Here is a 1133-nt window from a genome sequence, read left to right as displayed (position 1 = left end):
CTAGTGTCCTGAGTCATTAGTTTGTTGTTACTCGGTAGGGTGTGGGGATGCCGAGCCCGAAGCTTGAGCCAGTGGTGTTGTCCGATGAGGAACGGTCGGCGCTGGCCGGCTGGGCCGGGCGGGGTAAGACTTCTCAGGCGCTGGCGACGCGGGCGCGGATCGTGTTGCTGTGCGCTGATGGCGGCACGATCGCGCAGGTTGCGCAGCGGACCGGGACCTCGCGGAATACCGTCTCCAAGTGGCGGGCTCGGTTTGTGGCCCATCGGCTGGAGGGGCTGGGCGACGAGCCGCGTCCGGGCCGGCCGCGGCAGATCGGTGATGAGCGGGTCGAGCAGGTCATCGTCAAGACGCTGGAGGAGCGGCCCGGTGCCGACACGCACTGGTCGACCCGGTCGATGGCGGCGGCGACCGGGATGTCGCAGTCGGCGATCTCCCGGATCTGGCGGGCCTTCGGCCTCAAACCGCATGCCGTCCAAACCTGGAAGCTGTCCACCGATCCGCAGTTCGTCGACAAGGTCCGCGACGTGGTCGGGCTGTATCTGAACCCGCCGGAGAACGCGCTGGTGCTGGCGGTCGACGAGAAGTCCCAGATGCAGGCGATCGACCGCACCGCGCCGATCCTGCCGGTCATGCCCACCACCCCTGCGCGGATGACCCACGACTATGTGCGGCACGGCACCACCAGCCTGTTCGCCGCCATGGACATCGGTAGCGGATCGGTGATCGCCCAGCACTACCGGCGCCACCGGCATCAGGAGTTCCTGCGGTTCCTGAAACTGATCGACCAGGCCGTGCCCAAGGAACTGGACCTGCACCTGGTGCTGGACAACTACGCCACCCACAAGACCGAGGCGGTCAAGAAGTGGCTGATCAGGCATCCCCGCTTTCACCTGCACTTCACCCCGACCAGCAGCTCATGGATGAACCTGGTGGAGCGCTGGTTCGCCGAACTGACCCGCCGCAAGCTACGCCGCTCGGCCCACCGCAGCGTCCTGGAACTGGAGAAGGACGTCCGTGTCTGGATCAACGAGTGGAACGCCGACCCCAAGCCGTTCGTGTGGACAAAACACGCCGACGACATCCTCGAAACCCTCGCCACATACTGCCAACTAATTAACGACTCGGGACACTAG

Annotated in this window: 1 protein-coding gene; it reads left to right on the top strand. The window is 65.4% G+C overall.

Annotated features, from left to right (window positions below):
• Positions 1 to 47: 47 nt before the first annotated feature.
• Positions 48 to 1133 (top strand): IS630 family transposase, encoded by a 1086-nt coding sequence (locus ACH34Q_RS46930; protein WP_395989764.1) that lies wholly within the window; start codon positions 48 to 50, stop codon positions 1131 to 1133.

The organism is Actinomadura sp. 9N407, from assembly GCF_044326315.1.
Taxonomy (GTDB): domain Bacteria; phylum Actinomycetota; class Actinomycetes; order Streptosporangiales; family Streptosporangiaceae; genus Spirillospora.
The sequence above is the reverse complement of the archived record's forward strand: the minus strand, read 5'-3'. Positions and strand labels throughout refer to the sequence as shown.